Origin of the sequence: Micromonospora sp. NPDC048169 (assembly GCF_040652815.1) — a bacterium.
Lineage (GTDB): Bacteria > Actinomycetota > Actinomycetes > Mycobacteriales > Micromonosporaceae > Micromonospora.
Genome location: NZ_JBEZMS010000010.1, coordinates 114,442 through 133,679, shown reverse-complemented (window position 1 = coordinate 133,679; position 19,238 = coordinate 114,442). Strand labels below are relative to the sequence as shown.

The 19,238-nt window shown below is 73.2% G+C and carries 16 protein-coding genes and 2 riboswitches; of the genes, 8 read left to right on the top strand and 8 right to left on the bottom strand.

Features of this window, described 5'->3' with window-relative positions; genetic code table 11:
* Positions 1 to 14: 14 nt before the first annotated feature.
* Complete coding sequence (locus AB0D28_RS11905) at positions 15 to 1,238, bottom strand: multidrug effflux MFS transporter (RefSeq protein WP_357384971.1); 1,224 nt, start codon at positions 1,236 to 1,238, stop codon at positions 15 to 17.
* Positions 1,239 to 1,675: 437 nt separating this feature from the next.
* On the opposite strand from AB0D28_RS11905, the gene AB0D28_RS11900 reads away from it, so the two are divergent.
* Positions 1,676 to 3,313 carry an ABC-F family ATP-binding cassette domain-containing protein gene (locus AB0D28_RS11900; RefSeq protein ID WP_357384863.1) on the top strand — a complete coding sequence of 546 codons (1,638 nt, stop codon included), beginning with the start codon at positions 1,676 to 1,678 and terminating at the stop codon, positions 3,311 to 3,313.
* Positions 3,314 to 3,327: 14 nt separating this feature from the next.
* Here the strand turns inward: AB0D28_RS11900 and AB0D28_RS11895 are convergent, their stop codons facing one another.
* Together AB0D28_RS11895 and AB0D28_RS11890 are read right to left on the bottom strand one after the other, a co-directional pair.
* Positions 3,328 to 4,356 (bottom strand): HAMP domain-containing sensor histidine kinase, encoded by a 1,029-nt coding sequence (locus AB0D28_RS11895; protein WP_357384861.1) that lies wholly within the window; start codon positions 4,354 to 4,356, stop codon positions 3,328 to 3,330.
* On the bottom strand, positions 4,353 to 5,051 hold the full coding sequence (locus AB0D28_RS11890) for a response regulator transcription factor (protein ID WP_357384859.1): 699 nt from the start codon (positions 5,049 to 5,051) through the stop codon (positions 4,353 to 4,355). Before AB0D28_RS11890 ends, AB0D28_RS11895 begins: the two co-directional genes overlap by 4 nt.
* Positions 5,052 to 5,152: 101 nt before the next feature.
* Between AB0D28_RS11890 and AB0D28_RS11885 the strand changes: the two genes are divergently transcribed.
* Both AB0D28_RS11885 and AB0D28_RS11880 read left to right on the top strand, forming a co-directional pair.
* Positions 5,153 to 5,740 carry a DM13 domain-containing protein gene (locus AB0D28_RS11885; RefSeq protein ID WP_357384856.1) on the top strand — a complete coding sequence of 196 codons (588 nt, stop codon included), beginning with the start codon at positions 5,153 to 5,155 and terminating at the stop codon, positions 5,738 to 5,740.
* A 24-nt stretch (positions 5,741 to 5,764) separates the two neighbouring features.
* A riboswitch (cobalamin riboswitch) is annotated at positions 5,765 to 5,972 on the top strand.
* A gap of 130 nt (positions 5,973 to 6,102) precedes the next feature.
* Positions 6,103 to 6,615, top strand: a complete 513-nt coding sequence (locus AB0D28_RS11880; protein ID WP_262014268.1) for an acyl-CoA thioesterase — start codon at positions 6,103 to 6,105, stop codon at positions 6,613 to 6,615.
* 16 nt (positions 6,616 to 6,631) lie between these two features.
* Here AB0D28_RS11880 and AB0D28_RS11875 read toward each other — a convergent pair whose 3' ends face one another.
* Positions 6,632 to 7,483: a PrsW family glutamic-type intramembrane protease gene (locus AB0D28_RS11875; RefSeq protein WP_357384854.1), complete on the bottom strand. Its 852-nt coding sequence runs from the start codon at positions 7,481 to 7,483 to the stop codon at positions 6,632 to 6,634.
* 121 nt (positions 7,484 to 7,604) lie between these two features.
* Positions 7,605 to 7,822: riboswitch (cobalamin riboswitch) on the top strand.
* 177 nt (positions 7,823 to 7,999) lie between these two features.
* Between AB0D28_RS11875 and AB0D28_RS11870 the strand changes: the two genes are divergently transcribed.
* Complete coding sequence (locus AB0D28_RS11870) at positions 8,000 to 10,309, top strand: ribonucleoside-diphosphate reductase subunit alpha (RefSeq protein ID WP_357384969.1); 2,310 nt, start codon at positions 8,000 to 8,002, stop codon at positions 10,307 to 10,309.
* Positions 10,300 to 11,328: a ribonucleotide-diphosphate reductase subunit beta gene (locus AB0D28_RS11865; protein WP_357384851.1), complete on the top strand. Its 1,029-nt coding sequence runs from the start codon at positions 10,300 to 10,302 to the stop codon at positions 11,326 to 11,328. Before AB0D28_RS11870 ends, AB0D28_RS11865 begins: the two co-directional genes overlap by 10 nt.
* A 70-nt stretch (positions 11,329 to 11,398) precedes the next feature.
* Here the strand turns inward: AB0D28_RS11865 and AB0D28_RS11860 are convergent, their stop codons facing one another.
* Positions 11,399 to 12,430: a hypothetical protein gene (locus AB0D28_RS11860; protein WP_357384849.1), complete on the bottom strand. Its 1,032-nt coding sequence runs from the start codon at positions 12,428 to 12,430 to the stop codon at positions 11,399 to 11,401.
* 410 nt (positions 12,431 to 12,840) lie between these two features.
* Here AB0D28_RS11860 and AB0D28_RS11855 point away from each other — a divergent pair, with 410 nt between their 5' ends.
* Positions 12,841 to 13,731: an SGNH/GDSL hydrolase family protein gene (locus AB0D28_RS11855; RefSeq protein WP_357384847.1), complete on the top strand. Its 891-nt coding sequence runs from the start codon at positions 12,841 to 12,843 to the stop codon at positions 13,729 to 13,731.
* A 57-nt stretch (positions 13,732 to 13,788) separates the two neighbouring features.
* Here the strand turns inward: AB0D28_RS11855 and AB0D28_RS11850 are convergent, their stop codons facing one another.
* Positions 13,789 to 15,036: a glycoside hydrolase domain-containing protein gene (locus AB0D28_RS11850; protein WP_357384845.1), complete on the bottom strand. Its 1,248-nt coding sequence runs from the start codon at positions 15,034 to 15,036 to the stop codon at positions 13,789 to 13,791.
* 208 nt (positions 15,037 to 15,244) lie between these two features.
* Here AB0D28_RS11850 and AB0D28_RS11845 point away from each other — a divergent pair, with 208 nt between their 5' ends.
* Both AB0D28_RS11845 and AB0D28_RS11840 read left to right on the top strand, forming a co-directional pair.
* A complete protein-coding gene (locus tag AB0D28_RS11845; protein WP_162959110.1) occupies positions 15,245 to 15,397 on the top strand; it encodes a hypothetical protein in 153 nt (50 codons plus the stop codon).
* Positions 15,397 to 16,362 (top strand): N-acetylmuramoyl-L-alanine amidase, encoded by a 966-nt coding sequence (locus AB0D28_RS11840; RefSeq protein WP_357384843.1) that lies wholly within the window; start codon positions 15,397 to 15,399, stop codon positions 16,360 to 16,362. The genes AB0D28_RS11845 and AB0D28_RS11840 overlap by 1 nt, the downstream gene beginning before the upstream one ends.
* A 70-nt stretch (positions 16,363 to 16,432) precedes the next feature.
* On the opposite strand, the gene AB0D28_RS11835 is transcribed toward AB0D28_RS11840, so the two are convergent.
* Entirely contained in the window at positions 16,433 to 16,990 is a 558-nt protein-coding gene (locus tag AB0D28_RS11835) for a GNAT family N-acetyltransferase (protein WP_357384841.1), read from the bottom strand.
* Complete coding sequence (locus AB0D28_RS11830; RefSeq protein WP_357384839.1) at positions 16,987 to 19,023, bottom strand: penicillin acylase family protein; 2,037 nt, start codon at positions 19,021 to 19,023, stop codon at positions 16,987 to 16,989. Before AB0D28_RS11830 ends, AB0D28_RS11835 begins: the two co-directional genes overlap by 4 nt.
* Between the last annotated feature and the right edge of the window lie 215 nt (positions 19,024 to 19,238).

The following is a 19,238-nucleotide window of genomic DNA, read 5'->3' as shown; positions in this document are numbered from 1 at the left end:
TCCGGGCCGTCCGATCAGTGCGCGACAGCGACCGCCGGAGCCGCCTCCAGACCGGCGAGCCGGGACGGCCGGACGACGACCAGCAGCACCACCAGTGCCGCCACCATCCCGCCGGCCACCACCAGGGCCATCGCCACCGCGCCGGTGCCGAGCACACCGGCCAGCGGCGCCGCCACCGCGCCCACGCCGAACTGCACGGCGCCGAGCAGGGCGGACGCGGTGCCGGCCGCCTCACCGTGGCGGGACAGGGCCAGCGCCGGGGCGTTCGGCATGGCCAGGCCCGCTGCCGCCAGCACCAGCCACAGCGACACCAGCAGGGCGGGCAGCCCGCCGAAGCCGGTCGCGGCGAACACCACCAGGGCCAGCCCGGCCACCGTGCCCGCCACCAGCGAGGTCAGCAGGATCCACTGCGACGGGTAGCGGCGCAGCAGCCGCACGTTGTACTGGGTGGCGCCGATCAGGCCCACCGCGCCCGCGCCGAACGCCAGGCCGAACTGCTGCTCGTCGAGCCCGTACCCGTCCTGCAGCACGAACGACGACCCCGCGACGTACGCGAACAGCGCCGCCATGGCCAGTGCGGCGACCAGGACCAGGCCGACGAAGACCCGGTCCCGCAGCAGCCCGCCGTACGTCATCACGGTCGCGACGACTCCACCGCGCTGGCGGCGCGCGGGCGGCAGTGTCTCGGGCAGGGCGACAGTGGCCAGCACGACGAGCAGCACCCCGAATACGGCAAGGACCACGAAGACGCCCCGCCAGTCGGTCCACCGCAGCACGCCGCCGCCCAGCGTCGGGGCGAGGACCGGCGCCGCACCCATCACCAGCAGCAGCCGGGACAGCAGGGTGGCGAACGCCGCCCCGCTGAACAGGTCACGCACCACCGCCATCGCCACCACCGCGGTCGCGGCGACACCGAGGCCCTGCACGACGCGCAGGACGCCGAGGACGGCGATGTTCGGGGCGACCACGCACAGCGCCGACGCCACGATGTGCAGCAGGAGGCCGGCGATCAGCGGGCGGCGCCGCCCGATCGCGTCCGACAGCGGCCCGATCAGCAACTGCCCGACGGCCAGCCCGGCGAGCGTGCCGGTGAGCGTCAACTGGACCGCCGCCGACGTGGTCGCGAAGTCCGTGACGATGGCGGGCAGCGCGGGCAGGTACATGTCGATCGTCAGCGGACCCACAGCGATCAGCGAGCCGAGGACCAGCACGAGCTTGAGCCGCTGGCCCCGGCTCATCAGGTCGCCCGGGGTGGGTGTCGGGGTGGCATCGGTCGTCTGGGGGATCTCCGCCCGGTCGGCGTGCGCCCGGGCGGAAGAGGGTGCGGCACTCACACCCTGAGTCAAATGCGCCTCCGGTGATCACATTCCCGTCTCGGCGAGAGGTAACGCAGGTCACGCCGGTCGCCGGCACCGCCGGACGACGGCCGTACCCACCCGTGGGCACGGTCGGTGCTACCGTGAACCCGACCGGTCCGAGCGCGCAGATCGCAGCGGGAAGACGCGCAGATCGCACAGGGAGAGCAGACATGGCGGGTGACGACGACATCTCCGGGTGAGCCCGGAGACGCGACCGACCGCAGGCGAGCGCCGTGGTCGTCCCGTCGTTCCCTCGTGACCATGTCCCCCGCCGGGCGGATCCGGTCCGCCCGCCCGTACGTCGAGGTCGTCGCCCGATGTCCGATTCCTTTGTCGTCTGCTCGAACCTGACCTTCTCCTGGCCGGACGACACGCCGGTCTTCCAGAACCTCTCCTTCACCCTCGGCGGCGGCCGGACCGGCCTGGTCGCGCCGAACGGCGCCGGCAAGAGCACGCTGCTGCGGCTGATCGCCGGCGAGTACCGCCCGGCCGCCGGGTCGGTGACCGTCGACGGCGTCCTGGGCTACCTCCCGCAGAGCCTGCCGCTGGCCGCCGGCCTCACCGTGGCCGAGGTGCTGGAGATCGCCCCGCTGATCGCGGCACTGCACGCCATCGAAGCCGGTGACGCCGACGAGAGGCACTTCACCACGATCGGCGCCGACTGGGACATCGAGGAGCGCACCCGCGCGCAACTCGACCGGCTCGGTCTCGGCGACCTGGCCTTCGACCGGCCCCTGGGCACGCTCAGCGGTGGTCAGGTGGTCTCCCTCGGCCTGGCGGCGCAGCTGCTCAAGCAGCCCGACGTGCTGCTGCTGGACGAGCCGACGAACAACCTCGACCTCGACGCCCGGCACCGGCTGCACGACGTGCTGGAGCAGTGGCATGGCTGCCTGCTGCTGGTCAGCCACGACCGGGCACTGCTGGACCGGATGGACCGCATCGCCGAACTCGAACGCGGTGAGCTGCGCTTCCACGGCGGGAACTTCACCTCGTACGAGGCGGCCGTGCGGGCCGCGCAGGAGGTGGCGGAGAAGAACGTGCGCAGCGCCGAACAGGAGCTCAAGCGGGAGAAGCGGGAGTTGCAGGAGGCCCGCGAGCGGGCGGCCCGGCGGGCCGGGAACGCGGCCCGCAACCTGAAGAACGCGGGCCTGCCGAGGATCGTCGCCGGTGGCATGAAGCGGGACGCGCAGGTGTCCGCGGGCAAGGCGAACGAGATGCACTCCGGGCGGGTCGACGACGCCCGGGCGCGGCTGGACGAGGCCGAGCGGGCGCTGCGCAACGAGAAGACGATCACCGTGGAGCTGCCCGCCACCACCGTGCCGGCCGGGCGCACGCTGCTCACCGTCGAGGGCGTGCGGGTCCGGCACGGCGGCCGCCCACTGTTCGCCGCCGGCGGTGTCGACCTGACGATCCGGGGCCCGGAGCGGATCGCCCTGCTCGGTGCCAACGGCGCGGGCAAGTCCACGCTGCTGCGCCTGATCGACGGTGACCTGGAACCGGAGAGCGGCCGGATCACGCGCGCCGAGGGCCGGATCGCGTACCTGTCGCAGCGCCTGGACCTGCTCGACCTGGACCGTACCGTCGCGGAGAATCTCGCCGCGTTCGCGCCGCGGGCCCCTGACGCGCGGCGGATGAACCTGCTCGCCCGCTTCCTGTTCCGCGGCCCGCGGGCGCACCTTCCGGTCGGGGTGCTCTCCGGCGGTGAGCGGCTGCGCGCCACCCTCGCGTGCGTGCTGGGCGCCGAACCGGCGCCGCAGCTGCTCCTGCTCGACGAGCCGACGAACAACCTCGACCTGGTCAGCGTCAGCCAGTTGGAGAGCGCGCTGCACGCCTACCGGGGCGCGTTGCTGGTGGTCAGCCACGACGAGCGGTTCCTCGCCGCGATCGACGTCGGCCGCTGGTTGCGCCTGGCCGACGGGCGCCTGACGGAGACCGGTCCCCCGGCCGCCGCCTGACCAGCCCGGCCCGGTCAGGCGGCCGGCAGGCGGACGACGAACCGACACCCGCCGGTGACGTTGTGCGCGTGCACCCGCCCGCCGTGCGCCTCGACCAGCCCGCGCACGATCGCCAGACCCAGCCCGCCGCCGGCCGGCGCCGCCTCGTCGTCGCCGGCCGGTGCCGGGGTACGGGCCCGGGTGCCCCGGAACGCCACGTCGAACACCCGGGGCAGGTCCGCCTCGGGGATGCCGCCGCAGGTGTCGGAGACGGCGAGCCACGCGTCGTCGGCCTCCCGGCCGGCATCGACACGCACCGTGCCGTCCGGCGGCGTGTACCGCACCGAGTTGACCAGCAGGTTCGTCACGACGCGGGCGAGTTCGGCCTCGGCTGCCCGGACCGTCGGCCAGCCGGTCTCGGGGGCGAGCACCCGGACCCGCCGGTCGGCGGCCAGCGGCGCGGTGGCGGCGATCGCGTCGGAGACCACGTCGCCGAGCGGCACCGGGGACAGCGCGGGCCGCAGCGCTCCGGCGTTGATCCGGGACAGCTCGAACAGGTCGTCGACAAGGCGCGTCATCCGGTCCGTCTCGACCCGGATCCGGTGGTGGTACTCGGCCACCGCCCCCGGCTCGTCGACCACCCGGTCCTCCAGCGCCTCCGCCATCGCCCGCAGCCCGGCCAGCGGCGTACGCAGATCGTGCGAGACCCAGGCGACCAGCTCGCGGCGGCCGGCCTCCAGCTGCCGCTCCCGCTGCCGGGCCTGGTCGGCCCAGACCGCCGCCTGCGCCAGCCGCCGGGCGAACGCCACCCCGACGGCCAGGCTCACCGCCGCCGACGCCGCGACCGTCACGAGGACGACCTGGAGGTCGTGCGCGGACAGGAACATGGCCTGGGCGACGGCGGTGACGCCCGCCGTCACCGAGGCGATGGTGACCGCGAGCAGCACCGCGATGTGCGCGAGGATCGACCGGTGGCGCACCAGCCGCAGCGCTCCGGCGCCGAGCGCGCCGACGACCGCTCCGGCGAGCAGGGCGTAGAACCCGATGACCAGCAGCTCGTTCACCGGGGCGCGTCCTGCGGCTCGTACCGGTAGCCGACGCCCCAGACGGTGACGATGCGGCGGGGCTGCGCGGCCCGCTCCTCGATCTTCTCCCGCAGCCGCCGCACGTGGACCGTGACTGTGGACTGGTCGCCGAACCGCCAGCCCCACACGCGGTCCAGCAGCTCGGCCCGCGACCAGGCCCGTCCCGGGTTCGCCAGCAGGAAGGCGAGCAGGTCGAACTCCCGTACGGTGAGCGCCAGCGGCTGCCCGGCGCGCTCGGCGACCCGCCGGTCGGTGTCCGCGGTGAGGTCACCGTCGCGCAGCACCCCCGACGGCCCCCGGTCCTGCGGGGCCGTGCGCCGCAGCACCGACCTGATGCGCAGCACCAGCTCGCGCGGCGAGAACGGTTTGGTCACGTAGTCGTCCGCGCCGACCTCCAGCCCGGCGACGCGGTCGGCCTCGTCGCCGAGCGCGGTGAGCATGACGACCGGCAGGCCGGGCAGCCGGCGCCGCAGCCGCCGGCACACCTCGATGCCGTCGAGGCCCGGCATCATCAAATCGAGGACCACCAGGTCGGGCGGCTCCTCCTCGGCCGCGGCGAGCGCGTCCGGCCCGTCGAAGGAGAGCCGGACCCGGCAGCCGTCCTGTTCCAGGTAGCGCCGGACGACGTCGCTGACCGTCCGGTCGTCGTCGACGACGAGCACGTAGCGCCCCATGGGCCAGACGCTACCCATCGGCGGCCCGGAGCGGCGGCCCGCGGGCGAGCCGTAAGCGGACGGAAAGATCTTTCCGCCGGGTACGCGCCTAGCGTCACGGCATGGGCAGAAGACGTGTGGTGCTGTCAGTGCTGGCCGTGGTGGCCGTCACCGGTCTCGGGGTGAGCCTGTACCTGTTCCAGCCGTGGCGGCTGGCGACCGACCGCGAGGTACGCGAGACGCTGCCGACCGTGGCGGAGCCGCAGCCGGCCGGCACGACCGGCCCGCCGGCTTCCGGCACGGCCGGCCCGTCGCCGACCGGCGCTACGCCCGCCGACGTGGTGCTCGCCGCCGGTGACTTCGTCACCCACGAGCACGACACGTCCGGCCGGGCGCAGCTCGTCCGCCTCGCCGACGGCCGCCGTCAGCTGCTCCTGCGCGGACTGGACACCTCGGACGGCCCCGACCTGCGGGTCTGGCTCACCGACCGGAAGGTGCGGTCCGGCCGGGCGGGCTGGCAGGTGTTCGACGACGGCCGCTTCGTCGAACTGGGCCGGCTCAAGGGCAACATCGGCGACCAGGCGTACGACATCCCCGCGTCGGTGGACCTGGACGGCTTGCGCAGCGTGTCGATCTGGTGCAAGCGGTTCGCCGTGTCGTTCGGCGCGGCGCCACTGGCTCCGGCGGGGACGGGAGCAACGCCGTCCTGATGACCGTGCCGGCCGGCACTGGGCTACGCTGCGGGAAGCGCTGGTTCACCCGGTCGGCGACGGCCGGGTGTCGTAAGAGGGAACCCGGTGGAAGTCCGGGGCTGCCCCGCAGCGGTGAGTGGGAACGACAGCCGTCAACAGCACTGGGCCACGGCCTGGGAAGCGACGGCCAGTAGGCGACCTCGTGTCACGCCCGCGAGTCCGAAGACCTGCCCGCGTCGCGCGTACCACCGGTGCGCGCCGCCGTCGACCTCGCGGGTGGGTCGGGCGGGTGACACGCCGCAGGCAGGGCCGTCGGCGTGTCCTCGACGTGCACGCCCCGGCCGGTCGGCGGTCCGCTTCTGCGAGGACGGAACCGCACAGTGCCCGACACCATCACGCTCACCGGCCGACCACCGTCGGCCTCGCACCTGACCCTGTCGCAGATCATGGACCAGCACCACACCAACCTGATGGGCACGGTCCACGGCGGGCGCATCCTCAACCTGATCGACTCGGTCGCCGGGGTGGTCGCCGCCCGCCACTCCGACGGACCGGCCGTCACCGCCGCCATCGACGAGACCGCGTTCCTGCGCGCGGTACGCGTCGGGGACGTGGTGCACGTGGACGCCCGGATCACCTGGGCCGGCCGCAGCTCGATGGAGGTGGCGGTGAAGGTCAGCGCGGACCGGTGGGACCGCGCGGTGCCGCCGGTGGACGTGGCGACCGCGCACCTGGTGATGGTGGCGGTGGACGACGACGGGCAGCCCCGGCCGGTGCCGCCGCTGCACACCGAGACCGACGGCGACCGGCGGCGCTACCGGGAGGCGCAGATCCGGCGCGAACACCGGCTGGCGCTGCGCCGGGCGCTGCTCGACGGCGCCGGGGAGGGCTGAGCCGGCCGCGTCCGGCTCAGGCGGCCTGCGCCGCCATCTCCCGGGGCGACGGCACGGCCGGCGTCACGGGTGGGGCCGGCGTCCCCGGCGTGACCGGCGTCCGGGGTGGGGACGGCCGCTCGCGGTCCAGATGCAGGCGCAGCAGCATCCAGCCCAGCGACACGCCGCCGATGAACACGTACGCGGGCTGCGTGCCCAACGTGTCCCAGCAGGTGTGCAGCGTGACCACCGCGGCGAAGGTGAGCAGGAACGCCGCCAGCCTCCGGCCGCCGGGCGCGGCGGCGAACGTGAACAACGCGGCGGCGGTCAGCCCGGTCCAGGCCAGGTGCGCGGCGGGCGCGGTGAGCCCACGCACCAGCAGTGTCCGCTCGACCGCGCCGAGGCTGCCCTGCGACCCGACGAACGCGGTGAACGCGTAGCCCATGGTCTCCAGCGCGGCGAACCCGGCGCCGGCGGCCACACCGAGCACCAACCCCTGCGCCGGGGTGCGGTGGCGTCCCCACAGCAGCAGGACGCCCGCCGGCACGATCAGCTTCGCGGTCTCCTCGGCCAGCCCGACGAGCGCCATCGGCAGGACGCCGAGGTGGTTCAGCGTGTCGTACTCCAGCCATCCGGCGGCGACCACGCCGATCACGCCGCCGAGGAGCGCGGCGAGGCCGACGAGGGCGCCGGGGAGCGGGCGGCGGGCCGGCCGCCCCTGGACGAAGGCCAGGAACGTGGCGGGCGCGACGGACGCGCCCAGCACGATCAGCGCCGGTACGAACGTGGTGGCACCGGTGCCACTCAGTGTCTCCAGCACCAGCAGGTGGAGCCCGACGCCGACAACCAGGACCGCTACCCACGCCCAGCGGCGCCCGGCATTCCCCATGGCGCCGAGTATTCCGCCCGGCGAAATGTGCCGGAAACCGGGGTAGGCACTGTGGACGGTGAGATCGAGCCGACACGCGGACACGACATCTGGTGTTGCCATCCAGCCATCACCGCCATATATGGTGTCTCCCGTAGCTGGTTCGGCCGGGCCTTCACTGGTCCGTCCGAGGCAAGAGGGAACCCGGTGGGAATCCGGGACTGCCCCGCAGCGGTGAGTGGGAACGACAGCCGTCAACAGCACTGGGCCATTGGCCTGGGAAGCGACGGCCAGTAGGCGACCGGCAAACGCCGGTCGGGCCCGCGAGTCCGAAGACCTGCCAGCGCGCCGTGCGCTCCCGCGTACGGCGGTCGGAGGTCGCGCGGGACGACCGACGCCAGCAGCCGGGCCGGCCGTGCGCCGCGCCCGTTGGCGTCTCCCGCCGTCTCCAGACGGTGACAGCGAGGAGAGGTCATGACTGTCGTGCAGGAGAGTCCCCCGTCCACCGCCGGCGGGTCCGAGCCCCGCCGGCCGGCGATGCGGGTACGCAAGCGGGACGGCGACACCGAGCCGGTGGACGTCGGCAAGATCGTCCGGGCGGTCGAGCGCTGGGTCGCGGACCTGGACGAGGTGGACCCGCTGCGGGTGGCCACGAAGACGATCAGCGGGCTCTACGACGGTGCGACCACCGCCGAGCTGGACCGGTTGTCGATCCAGACCGCGGCGGAGCTGATCGGCGAGGAGCCGCAGTACTCGAAGCTGGCGGCGCGGCTGCTGGCCGCGTACGTGGACAAGGAGGTTCGCGGGCAGGGCGTGGCGAGCTTCAGCCAGTCGATCGCGTACGCGCACGGGTTGGGCCTGATCGGCGACGAGACGGCCGCGTTCGTGGCCCGGCACGCCCGCAAGCTCGACGACGCCGTGGACCCGGACGGTGACCTGCGGTTCGAGTACTTCGGACTGCGCACGGTGGCGGACCGCTACCTACTGCGGCACCCGCTGTCGCGGCTGGTGGTGGAGACGCCGCAGTACTGGCTGCTGCGGGTGGCCTGCGGGCTGTCCCGCACCCCGGGCGAGGCGGTCGGCTTCTACCGCCTGATGTCCAGCCTGGCCTACCTGCCCAGTTCCCCCACGCTGTTCAACTCCGGCACCCGGCACACCCAGATGTCGTCGTGCTTCCTGGTCGACTCGCCGCGCGACGAGCTTGACTCGATCTACGAGCGGTACCACCAGGTGGCGAAGCTGTCGAAGTTCTCCGGCGGCATCGGCATCTCCTGGTCGCGGGTGCGCGGCCGGGGCGCGCTGATCCGGGGCACCAACGGCCGGTCCAACGGCATCGTGCCGTTCCTCAAGACCCTCGACGCCGGGGTGGCCGCGGTCAACCAGGGCGGTCGGCGCAAGGGCGCGGCCTGCGTCTACCTGGAGCCGTGGCACCCGGACGTGGAGGAGTTCCTGGAGCTGCGGGACAACACCGGCGAGGAGTCCCGGCGTACGCACAACCTCAACCTGGCCAACTGGATCCCGGACGAGTTCATGCGCCGGGTCGAGGCCGACGGCGAGTGGTCGCTGGTCGACCCGTCGGACGCCCCGGAGCTGCCCGACCTGTACGGCGAGGCGTTCGACGCCGCGTACCGGGCGGCGGAGAAGAACGCGGTCCGCACGGTCCGGGCCCGGGACCTGTACGGCCGGATGATGCGCACGCTCGCGCAGACCGGAAACGGCTGGATGACGTTCAAGGACGCCGCGAACCGGCTGTCCAACCAGACCGGCGAGCCGGGCAACGTGATCCACCTGTCCAACCTGTGCACCGAGATCCTGGAGGTGAACGACGACACCGAGACGGCCGTGTGCAACCTCGGCTCGGTGAACCTCGGCGCGCACGTCACCGCCGACGGGGTGGACTGGGAACGGCTGCGTGCCACGGTGCGCACGGCAGTGGTCTTCCTCGACCGGGTGATCGACATCAACTACTACCCGGCCGGGCAGGCGGCGGCGTCGAACCCGCGCTGGCGGCCGGTCGGGCTCGGGCTGATGGGGTTGCAGGACGCGTTCTTCACGCTGCGCCTGCCGTTCGACTCCCCGGAGGCGAAGGAGCTGTCCACCCGCGTGCAGGAGGAGATCCTGCTGACCGCGCTGGAGACCTCCACCGGGCTGGCCGAACGGTACGGCCCGCATCCGGCGTACCCGCAGACCCGGGCCGCCAAGGGTGACCTGCACCCGGACCTGTGGGGCGCGGAGCCGGCGCAGACCGGACGGTGGGCGGCGCTGCGCGAGCGGATCGCCGCCCACGGGCTGCGAAACTCGCTGCTGGTGGCGATCGCGCCGACCGCCACCATCGCCTCCATCGCCGGCTGCTACGAGTGCGTCGAGCCGCAGGTGTCCAACCTGTTCAAGCGCGAGACCATGTCCGGGGAGTTCCTCCAGGTCAACACGTACCTGGTGCGGGAGCTGAAGGCGCGCGGGCTGTGGACGCCGCAGGTCCGCGACCGGATCAAGCGGGCCGAGGGCTCGGTGCAGGACATCGCCGAGCTGCCCGCGCCGGTGCGGGAGCTGTTCCGCACCGCCTGGGAGCTGCCGCAACGGGCGCTTATCGACCTGGCCGCCGCGCGTGCGCCCTTCGTCGACCAGTCCCAGTCGCTGAACCTGTTCCTGAGCGCGCCGACCATCGGCAAGCTCTCCTCGATGTACCTGTACGCCTGGAAGGCCGGGTTGAAGACCACCTACTACCTGCGTTCCCGTCCCGCCACCCGCATCCAGCAGGCCACCGTCGCGCCGGTCTCCGTCGTGCGCGACGACGAGGCGCTGGCCTGTTCCCTGGAGAACCCCGAGAGCTGCGAGGCATGCCAGTGACCACCACCGCGCCGACCCGGCACATGCTGCTCGACCCCGGCATGGACCTGACCCTGCGGCCGATGCGCTACCCGCGCTTCTTCGACCGCTTCAAGGACGCCATCAGGAACACCTGGACGGTCGAGGAGGTGGACCTGCACTCGGACCTCGCCGACCTGGCGAAGCTGTCCCCGGCCGAACGGCACCTGGTGTCGCGGCTGGTGGCGTTCTTCGCCACCGGCGACACCATCGTCGCGAACAACCTGGTGCTCAACCTCTACCAGCACGTCAACTCGCCCGAGGGCCGGCTCTACCTGTCCCGGCAGCTGTTCGAGGAGGCGGTGCACGTCCAGTTCTACCTGAACCTGCTCGACACGTACGTGCCGGACGAGAAGGAACGGTTCGCCGCGTTCGCGGCGGTGGAGAACATCCCGTCGATCGCCCGCAAGGCCGAGTTCTGCTTCCGGTGGATCGACTCCGTCTTCGAGCTGCGGGAGCTGCGGACCCGCGCGGACCGGCGGGCGTTCCTGCTCAACCTGATCTGCTTCGCCGCGTGTATCGAGGGCCTGTTCTTCTACGGCGCGTTCGCCTACGTCTACTTCCTGCGCTCCCGGGGCCTGCTCAACGGGCTGGCCTCCGGCACCAACTGGGTGTTCCGCGACGAGTCGATGCACATGGCGTTCGCCTTCGACGTGGTGGAGACCGTACGCGCCGAGGAGCCGGACCTGTTCGACGACGAGATGGAACGCCAGGTCAGGGAGATGCTGGCCGAGGCGGTGGAGTGCGAGGTGAGCTTCGCCGAGGACCTGCTCGGGCAGGGCGTGCCGGGGATGTCGCCGGCGGACATGCGCGCGTACCTCCAGCACGTGGCCGACCGGCGCCTGGCCGTGCTCGGCATCGCGCCGATGTACGGCAGCGCCAACCCGTTCGCGTTCATGGAGTTGCAGGACGTGCAGGAGCTGTCCAACTTCTTCGAGCGCCGGGTCTCGGCGTACCAGGTCGGCGTGACCGGCAGCGTGACCTTCGACGACGACTTCTGACCGGGCCGCGACACGACGGAGCCGGCAGGCCGGGAACTCCCGGCCTGCCGGCTCCACACACCGGCGTCGGTTACCGCAGGAAGCGGTCGAGCGCGGCCTCGATGGTGCCGCTGTCCGGCGACGCGTACGACTTCATCGTCGCCTTGTTGTAGGAGATGAAGCTCGGGCAGCGGGCGGCCGGCGCGGCCACCGTGCCGCCGTCGCCGACCTTCTCACCGGTCTTGGCCGCGTGGAAGGTCAGGGTGTACCGCGAGGAGATGTAGTCGATGGTGACGACCTTCTCCTCGCTGTTCTTGTACTGGCACTTCTTCGGCGTGCCCTCGCTGCCCTCGACCATCTTGAGGCAGCCGATGACGGACACCGTGGCGAAGTCCGCCGACTTGGCGTAGTAGGGCTTGGCCGAGCTGACCGTCTTCTGCGACCAGAAGGACGGCCGGTCCGGGGAGTTGGAGAAGACGTACGCCTTCGAGCCCGCCGGCGCGGTGTACGGCGCGGCGTTGAGGATCGCTCCCCCGTCGCAGACCGCCGACATCTCGCTGGAGTACCGCGCGGTGATCGAGTTGTTGTTGGTGGGGCCGTCCGGCCCGCTCGACTCCGGCCCGCCCGCGCTGGGGGTCGCGGAGGAGCTGCTGTCCGGCCCGGGGGTGGCGCTGCCCGAGGCGGCCGGCTTCGGGTCCTCCTCGTCCTCGTTGAACGCGACGTAGGCGAGGCCACCGCCGCAGCACAGCAGCGTCAGCGTGACCGCGCCGGCCGCGAGGCCGACGATGAGACCCTTGCTCTTGCCACCGCTCGGGGGCGGGGTGGGCGCGTACGGCTGCCCGGCGTAGCCCGGCTGGCCCGGGTAGGGCGCTGCGGGCTGCGCGCCGTACGGAGCGCCCGACGCCGGCTGCGCGCCGTAGGGGGCACCCGACGCGGGCTGCGCGCCGTACGGGGCACCCGAGGCGGGCTGGGCGCCGTAGGGCGCACCCGAAGCCGGTGGCGAGCCGTAGGGCGCGCCGGAGGCCGGCTGCGCGCCGTACGGGGCGTTCGGGTCGGGCTGGTTGCCCCACGCTCCGGCGTTCGGGTCCGGATAGCCTCCGTAGGGAGGGTGATTGTCACTCATCTGAGGTTCTTCCACCTGTCGTCCGTGGTTCCGGCGATCAACCACTTCGCAGCGTAATGACGCCCGCAAATCCAGGATCGCCGACATTCGATCGGTCCTTCACCAGCCGTGCCGGGGCCGCTCCGGTGCGTGCGGACGCGGATCCGGCGCCGAGCCGCCCACCAGGGGCGACCGGGCCGGGGAGCGTTGCGACGCAACGAAACGAGCGCTCGACACGCACCCTCTACCCGACGCCGACATCGGCGAAAAGTGTGACGCACGCAACATCACGACGGGGCAACAAGCCCTCGGCCGGGCGGCGGCGGACCACATCCCGGGACAACATTTAGTGAGGCTTGTCTATATTGACGTGCATCACAGGCGCGGACAGAATCCCCAGCACCACCACCAGGACCCTCCGGGAGAGCGCCATGATCCGTCCCCGCCTGCCGCTCCTACGAACCGCCGGCAAGATGACCGCGCTCGCCGCGGCCGTCACCGGCGTGCTGCTCACCGCAGCCGTACCCGCCGTCGCCGCCGCACCCGCCGGGCGCTATGTCGCGCTCGGCGACTCCTACACCTCCGCCCCGCTCGTGCCCACCCAGGTCGACCTGAACTGCCTGCGCTCCAACCGCAACTACCCGTCAGTGGTCGCGGCGTCCGCCGGTTCCTCGTCGTTCGCCGACGTGAGCTGCTCCGGGGCCACCACCGAGGACATCCTGTCCGGCGGCGACGGCGCGCTGGGCATCGCGCTGCCGCCGCAGGTCAACGCCGTCACCTCGAACACCGCGCTGGTGACGGTGCAGATCGGCGGCAACGACATCGGCTTCGCCGGCATCATCGGCGACTGCGCCGAGGCGAGCGTCAGCAGCCCGCTCGGATCGCCCTGCAAGGACCGGTTCACCGCGGGCGGCACGGACCAGTTGCGGGCCCGGATCGCCGCCACCGCCCCCAAGGTGACAGCCGTGCTGCGGGCGGTCCGCCAGGCCGCGCCGAACGCGCGCGTGGTGGTGCTCGGCTACCCGGCGATCCTGCCCGACACCGGATACGGCTGCTGGCCCGTGGTGCCGATCGCCTATCAGGACGTGCCGTACCTGCGCGGCGTCCAGAAGGCACTGAACACGATGCTCGCCGACACCGCGGCGGCGGGCGGCGCGAGCTACGCCGACGTCTACACCCCCTCGATCGGCCGCGACGCGTGCAAGAGCAGCGGCACCCGCTGGGTGGAGGGGCTGGTGCCGCAGAACTCCGCCGCGCCGTTCCACCCGAACGCCCGTGGCGAGCAGGGCATGGCCACCGCCCTGCTGGCGCACCTGAGCTGATCCGGACGCCGTGAGCCGGCCCCGCCGAGGCGGGACCGGCTCACGGCCCGGGCGCGCTCAGACCCGGGTGAGGCGTACCGCGTCGGCGACCACGTAGCCGGTGCCGGCGCTCCAGCGGCTCACCCCGACCTTGTCCCCGGTTCCGGCGGCGAGCGTGAACACACCGAGGGACACCCAGCGTCCGCCGCCGGTGCGCTGGTCGACGGCCACCGACCGGTTGCCGGTCGTGGTGGCCACCAGGTACGGGGTGCGGTCGTTGTAACCGGGGTCGGCCGGGTACCAGACCGAGACCTCGTAGGCGCCGGTCGCCGGCAGGGTGGCCCGGAACCAGGCCACGTCGCTGGACGCCACCGGAGCGGCGAAGCGGTAGTCGGCGCCGTAGCGCTGCCCGGAGTACGCGGAGGTGCCCCAGGCCGCGCCCGCGGTGAACCCGCCCGCCGTGGTGTTGTCGACTGTGACGCTCCAGGAGGCGGGCGGCGTGCCGGCCCGTACGTCCAGGTAGTTGCGGTCGATCTTCATGGTCACGCCGCCCCACGTCTCGGTGACGTCACCGGCGTACTGGTGCAGGCGCTGCTGGTCGGCGTAGCGGTCGTCGGCGCAGTACGTGCCCCCGTCGGTGTCCGCGACGCCGTTCCACCAGGCGATCCAGATCTGGTCCAGACGCAGGTACCGGGTGTCGTGGTAGGCGTCGCAGACGTCCCTGATGCCAGACGAGCCGCTTGAGTACATGCCGGCGAGGTAGCCGCGCGTGTGCAGGCGCTCGACCCAGCCGGAGAGGAAGGAGAGCACCGCGGCCCGGCAGGCGGCGGTCGTCGGGTACTGCTCGATGTCGTTGTAGAGCGTGCTGCCGGCGCCGATGCCGAGCGCCTGTGCCGCCCCGGCCGCGCTGTCCGCCGCGGTCCTGCCCTGCGCGCGGGCGGTCGCCGGGTCGGCGGACATCTTCGGCGTACGGGTGCCGCAGGGCGCCTGGTAGCCCAGCTCGATGGGGATGAGCCGCCAGCCCTTGCGGGTCTGCTCGGCGACCCAGGTGGCGGTGAGGTTGGGCTGGGCGCACGTCCGGCTGCCGCCGCTGATGTAGACGCCGACAGCGCGGTACGGCGACGCGGCCAGCCAGGCGTCCATCGCGGCCTGCGACGGCGCGGTGCAGGTGTCGAAGCCCCTGCCGGTGAAGGTGCCGGGCTGCGGGCCGACCGCTGCGACGGCGGGCGACGGCTCGGCGGCGGCCGGGGCGGCCGAGGCCGTCGCCGGCACGGTCGCGGCCGTGACCACTGCGAGAAGCGTCAGGGCCGTGGCGATCGCTCTCATCGGCGTCCTCCTGGGAAGGAATCCTCGCCCGGCGGCGAGATCTGGGCAGGATTTCTACCACGCATCGACGGATGACGACAGATGGTCTGGCGAAAGTTTTCACCGCAGAAACGATCATTGAAGGGTATCGACAGAGAGCCCGGCGGCGGTATAGCGTGCCCGCACTCACATCCGTCGATCAGTGCAGCGCCGTCACCCGAGGAGCGCCATGCCCACGTCACGATCCCCCCGTCTGCGGCGCCGAGGTCTGCTCGGCGTACCCGCCCTGGTGGCCGCCGCCCTCGCCGTGGCCGTCCGTCCCGGCACGGCGCTCGCGGCGCCGAAGGCCGAGTGCCTCGCCGACCTGCTCGGGGAGCAGTGATGGCGACCATTCCCTGGCTGGTGGACGTGCTGCGGGCGGCCGGCGTACAGGTCGTGGTCGAGGGCGACTGGCTCAACCGGATGCGCCCCGGCTCGTTCGACCCGATCGGCGTGCTCTGGCACCACACCGCCGCCACGTCCAGCGCCACCAACCCGCACCCGGCGCTGAACATCTGCATCAACGGCCGCTCCGACCTGGCCGGTCCGCTGTGCCAGGCGCTCGTGGACTACCACGGCGTGTTCCACGTGATCTCCGCCGGCCGGTGCAACCACGCCGGCACCAGCGGCGGCAGCGGCCCGATCCCGGCCGGGGACGGGAACACCCTGATGATCGGGTGGGAGATCGACTACAACGGCGTCGACCAGCGGATGACCACCGCCCAGTACAACGCCAGCATCGCGGCCACCGCCGCCGTGCTCAAGCGGCTCGGCCGGGACTCCAGCTACGCCCGGGGCCACCGGGAGACCAGCACCACCGGCAAGATCGATCCGTCCTTCATCGACCTGAACACGATGCGCGCCGACGTGGCCGCCAAGATGGCCGGCGGCGGCACCGGGTGGACGTCGACGGTGGACAACGCGACGGCGGGCCGGTTCACCGCGAGCGCCAGCTGGGGCACCTCGACGTACTCCGGGCAGCGCTACGGCGCCGACTACCGCTACGCGGACCCGGTCGCCGCGAGCGACGCGGCCTGGTACAAGTTCAACGTCCCGCGCACCGGCAACTACCGGGTCGAGGCGTGGTGGCCGGCGAACGCGGGCTACAACGCGGCCACGCCGTACATCGTCGCCACCACCACCGGCAACCGGACTGTCGTCGTCGACCAGCGGGCGACCGGCGGGCAGTGGCGCACGCTGGGCACGTTCACGCTGCCCGCCGGGGACGCCAACCGGGTCGCGGTCAGCCGGTGGAGTTCCGCGGCCGGCCTGGTCATCGCCGACGCCGTCCGGCTGACCGAGGTCTGACCCCGCGCGCGTGTGCGGCCGGGCGGGCATCCCCGCCCGGCCGCACACGGCCCTCTGCCGGGCCGACCGGTCAGGCCGCCGGGTGGTCCGTCTCGAACCGCTCCCGGGTCAGGAACGCCAGCCGCGCCCGCTTGTCCGGCATGTCGATCTCGTCGCCGAACGTGAATCCCTCGATCCGCAGCCGGCGCAGCATCGCGTCGTTGCGCACGTCCGGCTCGACCACGACGCGGCACGCGGCCGGGTCGCGCAGCAGGAACCGGACCAGGGCCGGGAAGACCGCGCCGGTCAGCGAACCCGGATACCGCCGGGGCGCGTCGAGCAGCAGGTGCGTCCCCACGTCGCCGGGCCGCACCGGGTAACGCTCGCCGACCGGGTCCGCCTCGGGCCGGTAGGTCTGGAACAGCCCGATCGGCTCGCCGTCGAGCCGGATCAGGTACGCGTGGTGGGTGTCCAGCCCGTCGACGAACGCGTAGATCTCGCGTACCTCGTCGACCGTGTGCGAGCCCATGCCCCAGAACCGGTTGCGGGGCCGGATGACCCAGCCGTGCAGCAGTTCGGCGTCCCGGTCGGGGCGTACCGGATCCAGCGCCAGCTCGCCGAGGCCGGGGATGCGCTCCAGGTGGATCACGTCGTCTCGTCTCCCGTCAGGGGGCCGGCGGGCACCGGGATCAGCGTCCCGGTCGCCCAGTGGGTCAGTTGGTCGGCGAAGTGCGCGTCGCCGGGGCGCCCGGAGGCACCGAAGGTGACGATCCAGCGGCTGGCCGCCCGGTCGGTCAGATCCCACACGTAGCGGGCCACCGGGCCGCGCCAGCAGGCGTCGGAGACGCCCGGCACGCTGGACGTCGCGAGCACGCAGTCGGTGTCACCGGCCAGCGCCACCTCCCGCCGCATCGCGGCGACCGCGTCGGTGACGGCCGGGGCGACGCCCAGGTGCACCGGGTGCAACAGGTGCCGGCTGCCCCACTCACCGGAAGCAGGGCCGGCGGCCACCTCGGCCAGCGCCTCGGCGGCCGGTTCCGCGAGGTCGAACTCGGCGGCCAGGTGGTCCAGCGCCAGGCCGATCCGGGCGGCCGGGTCGGTCCAGGGGGCGAACAGCTCGTCGAACCCGCACGGCTCGCCGAGGGCACGCAGCCTCGGGTGTACGCGCAACCGCCGGGCCAGCGCCGCCCGCCAGGCCGCGTACGCGCCGGCCTCGACCGAGCCGGATGCCATCGCCCGGTCCCATCCGCGCAGCCGCAGCAGCAGCGCGCGGGCGGGTTCGTCGAGCCCGTCCGGGTCGAGCCGGTCGAGCAGCCGGGACAGCGGGCCGGCCGGGAGCCGGTCGTCGGTGTGCACTGTGGAAGGCTCGGTGCCCTCGGCGAGCAGCGCCCGGATCCGGCGGGCCCGGTGCGGCGGGGCGAAGTCGGCGCCGTGCGCGGCCACGTCGTCGCGCCGGTCGTTGGCGCACACCGCCACGCCGTCGACCCGCTCGTCGACCAGCGGCAGGTAGTCGCCCCGCCACCGGTAGGCCGGTTCCCAGGCCGGCACGGGTTCCCGGCGGCACCGCTCGTCGCGTACCGGGACCAGGCCGGCGACCAGGCGGCGGACGCTCCCCTCGGTGTCGGCGGCGAGCACGCTGTTGACCGGCTCGACCCAGTCGCGCAGCGCGTCTGCGACGTCGCCGGCACGCCGGGCGCGCAGCAGCGGCAGCAGCGCCTCGAAGCCGAGGCGGGCCTCGACCCGGCTCGGCGTGCGCAGCACGATCGCCTCGCCGGTGACCCGGTCGTGGTCGATCACCGGGCCGCGCGGCGTCTCGATCACCTCGACCGTCTCCGGGGCGCCGCCGCGCACCTCGATCTCCTCGACGTGGCGCGCGACCGGCGTCCAGCCGGCGGCGTCGCGCACCAGGACCCGGCCACCGTCGCGGCGCAGCCGTTCGCGGTAGAGGTCCTGGTAGTCGGCCATCGCGTTGGTGACGGCCCAGGCCACGTGGCCGGTGTGGCCGAAGTGCGGCACGCCGGGCACGCCGGGAAAGGCGAGCCCGACCACGTCGAACTCCGGGCAGGCCAGCCGGACCTGCTGGTAGACGCCGGGGAGTTCGAGCAGCCGGTGCGGGTCACCGGCGATCACCGGGCCGCGTCCGCCGGCCGGGTCGGCGGGCAGCGCCCAGGCGTTGCTGCCCGCCGACGCCGGTCCCTCGACCGCGAACAGCCCGGCCGCGTCGGGGCCTAGTGTCCGGGCCACGTGCGCGTGCCACAGCTTGTTCGGGAACGTGGAGAACAGCACGTGCTGGACGAGGAAGACGCCGAGCGGCGACCAGGGGTGCCAGGGCTCGGGCGCGGCGCCGGTGGCGGCGAACTCCGGCGCGCCCGCGGCGCCCTCGGCGAGTCCGGCGTTGACCCCGTCGACGTACGCCCCGACCCAGCGCCGGGTGTCCGGGTCCAGCCGCTCGTAGCAGCGCCGGGCGGTGTCGTCCAGCCGTACGCGGCGGGCGAACCGGTCCCACGCCAGCTCGGCCGGGCCGACGTGGGCGGCGAGGCGCCCCTCGGCGCGCCATCGTTCGACGCTGATCTGCCAGGCCCGGTCCGTCGCGGCGACACGCCCCTGAAGCCGCGCGAGCGCGTCGGCGTCGGCGGCCCACATCTGCGGCACGCCCCACCGATCGCGATCGACGCGCGTCATGGCGCCGGCCTTGTCCGGCGCGCCGGGCGGTGATTCCGTCTGATGGTCAACTTAGGATACCCTCCCCTAACCGACGGCGACCTTACCGCGACGCGGTTGTGGCGCCAACCGGCGGCACATCCGGGACAAAGCATCCCGAGTCGCGCTTGATAGTTAGGCGAGCCTAACCTAACCTGATCGCCGCGGCTCGCGCCGCGTCCTGTCCGTACGACCGC

Bases quoted from the DNA above. Each gene is read 5' to 3' on its own strand.
- AB0D28_RS11905 (WP_357384971.1), bottom strand. From the start codon at position 1,238: ATGAGCCGGGGCCAGCGGCTCAAGCTCGTGCTGGTCCTCGGCTCGCTG.
- AB0D28_RS11900 (WP_357384863.1), top strand. From the start codon at position 1,676: ATGTCCGATTCCTTTGTCGTCTGCTCGAACCTGACCTTCTCCTGGCCG.
- AB0D28_RS11890 (WP_357384859.1), bottom strand. From the start codon at position 5,051: ATGGGGCGCTACGTGCTCGTCGTCGACGACGACCGGACGGTCAGCGAC.
- AB0D28_RS11885 (WP_357384856.1), top strand. From the start codon at position 5,153: ATGGGCAGAAGACGTGTGGTGCTGTCAGTGCTGGCCGTGGTGGCCGTC.
- AB0D28_RS11875 (WP_357384854.1), bottom strand. From the start codon at position 7,483: ATGGGGAATGCCGGGCGCCGCTGGGCGTGGGTAGCGGTCCTGGTTGTC.
- AB0D28_RS11870 (WP_357384969.1), top strand. From the start codon at position 8,000: ATGCGGGTACGCAAGCGGGACGGCGACACCGAGCCGGTGGACGTCGGC.
- AB0D28_RS11865 (WP_357384851.1), top strand. From the start codon at position 10,300: ATGCCAGTGACCACCACCGCGCCGACCCGGCACATGCTGCTCGACCCC.
- AB0D28_RS11860 (WP_357384849.1), bottom strand. From the start codon at position 12,430: ATGAGTGACAATCACCCTCCCTACGGAGGCTATCCGGACCCGAACGCC.
- AB0D28_RS11855 (WP_357384847.1), top strand. From the start codon at position 12,841: ATGATCCGTCCCCGCCTGCCGCTCCTACGAACCGCCGGCAAGATGACC.
- AB0D28_RS11850 (WP_357384845.1), bottom strand. From the start codon at position 15,036: ATGAGAGCGATCGCCACGGCCCTGACGCTTCTCGCAGTGGTCACGGCC.
- AB0D28_RS11845 (WP_162959110.1), top strand. From the start codon at position 15,245: ATGCCCACGTCACGATCCCCCCGTCTGCGGCGCCGAGGTCTGCTCGGC.
- AB0D28_RS11840 (WP_357384843.1), top strand. From the start codon at position 15,397: ATGGCGACCATTCCCTGGCTGGTGGACGTGCTGCGGGCGGCCGGCGTA.
- AB0D28_RS11830 (WP_357384839.1), bottom strand. From the start codon at position 19,023: ATGACGCGCGTCGATCGCGATCGGTGGGGCGTGCCGCAGATGTGGGCC.